The following is a 6,012-nucleotide window of genomic DNA, read 5'->3' as shown; positions in this document are numbered from 1 at the left end:
ATACAATGGCATCGACAAATCCCTGCAGCATTACAAGCGGTATAATAAGCAAACATTCAGGGAATTGCTGTCGAAGCACGAGAATGCGACCAATTTATTTTACTTTAATGCGATGGGAATCCCGGCATGGTTTTTGGGCGGAAAATTATCCAAAAAAAATACGATTCCCAAAAGCAAGATGAATGGGTACGATTTTTTTGTGCCTTTTTGGAAAATGATTGATCGGATCACATTTTCAAAAGAGGGCCTGTCCTTGGTTTGTGTCATGCAAAAGACCGCGTAAGTGGATCGGCCTATTCTTCCCGGAGCGAAACCTGGGCCAAAAGCGTTCCCATGGGATCGGGCATTATCGCTATATGTTTTACATTGAAAGTTTGCGCGATTTCTTCAATGATCGGGTGCTGCTTATTCCAGGGTTCGATTAACAGGTACAATGGCCGTTTCTTTTTTAAAAAATCGTACATCAGTTTGAAACTTTGTGGTTGATCCCAACGAAAGGATTCCATGCCGGCATAAAGCCTTATGGGGCCGCTCGTCTCTATGCCTCCCACCAATGCGTCCGGCGGCACCAGTGATTGCATTTTTTTGGTTGCCTGATAATACATCTCCCCCTTGTCCGCGGAAAAAACCCAATTTCGATCGGAAAAAGCGATGAAGTAGGGCAGCAGTAGCAGTAGGATCAGGAAAGCTGCGGCCTGCGGCAGCTTCTGCCAGCGGGGCTTCCAGGCTAGCAGTTGAGCGCGGATATCCTGCATGCCGATGGCGGAAAGGATGAACAGGGCCGGCAATCCGGGAAGCAGGAAACGCAGATACCACCAGGAATCGGCTCCGGATTTCCAGAATGAATAAAAAAGCCAGAACGAACCCAGCCAGGAGAAATAAAACAAGCTACGGGGTTTGCGGCGCATCAGGGCCAGCAGCGCCGGGATGAGCAGCAGCGGAGTCATGAGGATGAGAATGGTCTTGCCGTAATAAACAAAATGGTGAAAGAAAACAGTGCCGGTCAATTCATCGGCAACTCCCTGATACCCAGTCATCCAAGGTTTGCCGAATACGGCCCAGTTGTAAAGGCCATACAGGAACCCGATGATGCCGGCCGAAAAACAAAAATGCCAGAATTTTTTCTTTTTGAAAAGCAGTGGAAGGAAAATGATAAAAAACAATACGGAGATCGGTCGGACCACAACGGCATAACTGAAGGCCACTCCGGACCAGAAAATTTTATTGCGGGTGAAAGAATAGTAAGCGATGAGAATGAAGAGGGTCGCAACCAGATCGCTCATGATCCTGACGCTGATGTACATGGCGATAGGCAAGAAAGCCCACAGCGACGCAAACAGCAAGGCCATCCCGCGGCTGACCGAATTTCTTAGGATCAGATAGAGAAGCAAAACAGTCAGTACGCCGGCCAGGGCATTGACATAGAATTCCAAACCCATCAACCCGAACAAGGCCATCAGCAGTGGAAATCCGGGCGGATATTGGGGAATTATTTTATCACCCGCCACATAGAATCCCAGGGGGGCAAAGGCGGGGTATTGGGCGGGAGGATAAGCCGTTTTCATCGTTAACTGGCCTTGGCGGAACAGCAGCGACTCGGCATAGTACCCGTACCAATCGGCCGCGCCGACGTAGCGTTGACGGTTGGCGGCATAGAAGATGAAAATGGCCGCCAGGGCCAGGCCGCCCAGGATTTTCCATTCCAACGGGGAGAAATCCAGGCGCAGCAGTTTCCGTTTTATCCAGGGCTGGACACGGGATTGAAAAAGGGCTGCCATGGCCTTTATGACCCGCCAGAGCCCGGGCCAGTAAATTGCCGCGAGCAGTATCGCCGTCGTGGGCAATCCGAGATAGACCCGGCCGGCGAAAAGCAGCGGCATCGCCAAAATGGCGAGAAAAAAAACAATAACGGCCGCGGCTCCATAGCGCAGGCAGCGGTTTTTCGCCGCCAGCGACATCGTGTGCGGCGCGGCCAGCGGGAGGACCATCAACAGCGCCGCCAATGCGAGCGCCAGCCACAGCGGCAGGCGTTTCAGCGATGCCGAACCGGGAAGGACCATGACCCCTTGCAGCACGCCGGTCGAAAATCCGTACAAATTCTTTATTTCCAAGGTGGCTACGACGCTGTCCGTTGCCAATCCCTGCAGCGACAAGGTATTCCCTGCTTCTAAAAACGATGTTTTGGGAATCCTGACAAAATGATGACCGTAGGCCGGGATGCGGTCTATTTCGGAGCCATTCCAAATCACGGCGGCTTGGCCGTCGTTTTTTTCGGCGTTGATTTCTATTTCCAGCAACAGCACTTTGTCTTTGGTTTTTTGCGGATAGCTTGCCGCCACCTGTAGGGAGCCCGCGATCGGGCGCACGGGTTGGCGGATGAGCTTCTCCCGATATTTATCATGGCCGGTCATCGTTGCCATAAAAATGACCGAGACTCCAATCAGGGCCGACAGGACCGATACGAAGCCCACAAATTTAAGCGTCCCAACTTTCATAACCGCACTTTAAAGAAATTACCCATGGATGTCAATGATGGTCATGATCTCCTAATTGCTCCGCATTGGCAATTATTCTTTATGCCGGTCGACCAGAATGACATCCTTTCCGAATTCTGACAGCATCGGCGACTGGGACTGAAATTCGACTGGAGACGATTTGATTTGTTCCCGGATGTATTGGGATACTTCGAGGACCGATACCTGCCCGTCCTGGTTGCCGTAGTAATCGGCGTCCCCATCCAGTGCCTTGATCAGGTAATAACTGAAAACTCCATGCTGGTTGAAGCCTTCAGCGGAATATTCATATGGGGAACAAGCGGAAAGGATGTGCAGGCCGGAGCCGAGGGAAAACGTCTGCAAACGGGTCTCGTACAAATCGTTGAATGTCCAGCTGGAAGAACCGGCAAAACAGGTGTCCAGGATGATCACCTGCTGCAGCGCCGGCATCTTCATCGTAGTTTCCATCAATTCATCACCACTGATGCTGTTGCTGTCATTCAGATCACCGCTCTCGTAATCAGCTGTTACAATACAAAAACGGTCATCCAACAGGGCGCCGTGTGAGGAAGCAAAAAATATGAATGTATCGAGCGGATCCATTTGGGCTTGCAATTCCGTCAGTGCCGCTTGCAGTTTTTCCTTTTTCGGGTCCAGCATGGTTTTCACGATCACGTCACTGAAATAACATTTGCCGTTTTTCCGCAGCATTTCTGCGACACCCAGGGCATCGAAATGGGTGAAAGTCAGGTTGATCGTTGGGTTTTGGAAATTGTTGTTGCCGATTACCAGAGAAAAAAGCCGGGGCTTTTGCTCGGGCAGGGAACTGAAGACTCCGCAAAAAACCATGGCGGACTTGACGGTATTGCGATAATTCATGGCGGCGCAGGAAATGTTGTTTTTCCCGGGAACCAGCCGAACAGTGATTGTTTCTTCCATGTCCCCTTTTTCCGCAAAGAATTCCTTGTTGCTGATCACGCGTTTTTTTTCAATAGGGGATGATTTTATATACTCGGTTCCACTCTGGTAAGCTCGGAATACGCCTCTGGACGAGACCAGTTTACCATTGTGATAGATGCGCACATCCCCGATTCCCCCCGCCATATCCTTGATTTTCACTTTCACGTCCACAGCCTTACCAGCGACATGCTGTCCATTGACCGGAGACAGTATACTTACCTCCGGTGGAGGATTAAGCACGAGGGCTTCGTAGAAAAAATCGTCCTCCTTGTTGGCATTGAGAAATTTTTTGAATTGTTCATTATTGTTCACCGCTAATTTAACGAGGTCGGGGCGGAACATCTTGTCGTACAAGTGATCGAAAGTGAGAAACTTTAAATTTTCCCTTCTATTAAAATTCATATAATCCGCCTGGTAGCCAAAATATTTCATCACCTGCGGAGAACTCAGGGCGACATATCCTTGGGGAAGCCAGGCCAGCCATTCATTGTTTTGGAACAACGCCAGGGACATCGTAGGTTCGATTGCTTTTATCCTGGCTAATTTCAATAAACGTAAATACTGTCCGGCGGCATGCCAGTCTTCGACATTTTCCAGGAATAGCCGGCTCATCTCTTTTTCCAAAGCCACGGCATCCTTTTTAAAAGTTCCAAGCCTGGACATGATTTCTGCCGCTTCGCTGATGATAAATGGCATATCCTCACTGGCGGAGTCGTCTCTTTTAACTTCGTATTCCAATTGGCTCAAGTCCCACATCCTGACTGCATGATCGGAAGCAGAAGCGACAACTTGCGGTTTAGAGGAATTTCCGGCCAGAGCAAGGATATCCCCTTCAGAGCCGTTCAAGCGGCCGACCAAGTTGCCTTTCAAGTCATAAACCAGGAGAATCCCGTCGCGGCCGCCGCACACCAGCAAATTTTTACCGGCAAAGGTGCTTGCATATTGCATATCGCCATTCAGGGGACCGCTGAGAATAAACCTCGGCGGTTCATCGTCCTGGCTGATCTGAATCCTGGTCAGGTTATTAAGAACAGCAAGATCGGATCGTGTTGCATCGGTTGTCATCACACTTACTTGATCCATTACTTGAACAGCCCCGTTCAATCGATCATCGGCTGCAACAGGTCGTAAAACAAGTTTTTTCGCATCGAAGCAGAGTGCAACCGGGATGAACCGTCTGGCCTCGTCCATGTTCCCGAAAATTCCGAGTCCGATCGTACCGCCAGGAGAAAGCTGGACATTTTTTACCAACAAGGCTCCGGGAGGAAGCGCACAATATGTTTCGCCATTTTCATCCCAGACCGTGATCTCATGCAGGGCATTATCGGCTGCAGTCCAAAAAACCGAACCTTCCTTGGCTGCCGATGCAATGGCTCCGATCGGCCGATTTTTAACGGGAAAATCCCTGATTTTCCTGCCATCCGGAAAAGAAAAACTGTGCAAGGAGCCGCCGCCGCTTTCATTGCTGCAGCTGATCAGCACTTGTCGGTCATCGGGAGAAAAACAGATTTTACGCGGAGTATCCGCAAGCGTTGAAAAATCCTGGAGTTTTTTGGCCTGGGGAGATAGAAGGATCAGGCTGTGGTTATCAGTTCCAGCCAGCAGGTATTTCCCGCTATGGGAAAAACTGGCGCAGGTTACAGTCAGCAGCGGATCATTGAACCCGGCCGTTTGGGTGAAATTTTGGCATCCATACAACCCGATTGAGCCATTTTGGGAAACAACGGCCAGGCTTTCCAAAGAGAAACAAATCTCAAGGACCGGGCTGCCATCGGGTGACAATGTCTTCACGGAATTCAACTGCATATTTTCGAGGTGGATGCCTCTTTCATCAAAATCCCGGATACGGACCAAATCGTAAATCTTGACCGTGCCGTCACGTGACGCGGATGCCAGGGAATTTCCGTCCGGGGAGAAAGCCAAATCGGTAATGGCGCCGCTATGGTGGCTGAAAACACCGATCATGCTTTTGCGGCGAAGATTGTACAGTCTGATCCGGGAGGAAGCTGCCGTGGCCAGATAGGTGCCGTCATTGGAGATGGCCAAAGCGTGAATCCGTCCGAAGAAATATCTGCTATCCTCAAGGGATGGAAATTCAATGTATTCCAAAACTTTATTTAATACACCGCGAATGGTAGAGACCAGGACCGGATTGTTTTTTTGTTCAATATTCCAAACGCGAATCGTGCCGTCGAGGGAAGCCGAAAGCAATGTTTTCCCCTGATCAAAAAAAAGGAGGTCGGTCACATGGCCGGTATGTCCCGGCGTATCGAAGCGCAGGGAAAAATTCTCATGGGTTTCCTGATTTTTTGAGGGAATTTCAGAATGGATATTGAATGAAATCGGTTGCTTTAAAAAATCGGAACCGCTCGCATCGTCATTCTGATTGTCCCGGCCAGCCCTGTCCAAGGATTCCGGCGCCGGTGGCAAAAGGAACTTCCATAGTATCACTGAGATAATCACGATCAACAATACCGGAAAGATCATCTTACTCCAATTCCGGCCCTGTTTTTTTTTGTAAGGATCCATTGACTGCTCCTGATTTATCAACGGATTT

At 49.7% G+C, this 6,012-nt stretch carries 3 protein-coding genes; 1 reads left to right on the top strand and 2 read right to left on the bottom strand.

The annotated features are described in order from the left end of the window. The coding region (locus NTW95_01600; protein ID MCX6556120.1) for a class I SAM-dependent methyltransferase at positions 1-283 on the top strand (283 nt) is incomplete at its 5' end. Between the two features lie 10 nt (positions 284-293). Here the strand turns inward: NTW95_01600 and NTW95_01595 are convergent. Further along, positions 294-2,495 carry a hypothetical protein gene (locus NTW95_01595; GenBank protein MCX6556119.1) on the bottom strand — a complete coding sequence of 734 codons (2,202 nt, stop codon included), beginning with the start codon at positions 2,493-2,495 and terminating at the stop codon, positions 294-296. Between the two features lie 72 nt (positions 2,496-2,567). Then, positions 2,568-5,984: a caspase family protein gene (locus NTW95_01590; protein ID MCX6556118.1), complete on the bottom strand. Its 3,417-nt coding sequence runs from the start codon at positions 5,982-5,984 to the stop codon at positions 2,568-2,570. Between the last annotated feature and the right edge of the window lie 28 nt (positions 5,985-6,012).

It is taken from the genome of Candidatus Aminicenantes bacterium (genome assembly GCA_026393795.1).
Taxonomy (GTDB): domain Bacteria; phylum Acidobacteriota; class Aminicenantia; order UBA2199; family UBA2199; genus UBA2199.
This window is presented reverse-complemented; position numbering and strand designations above follow the sequence as displayed.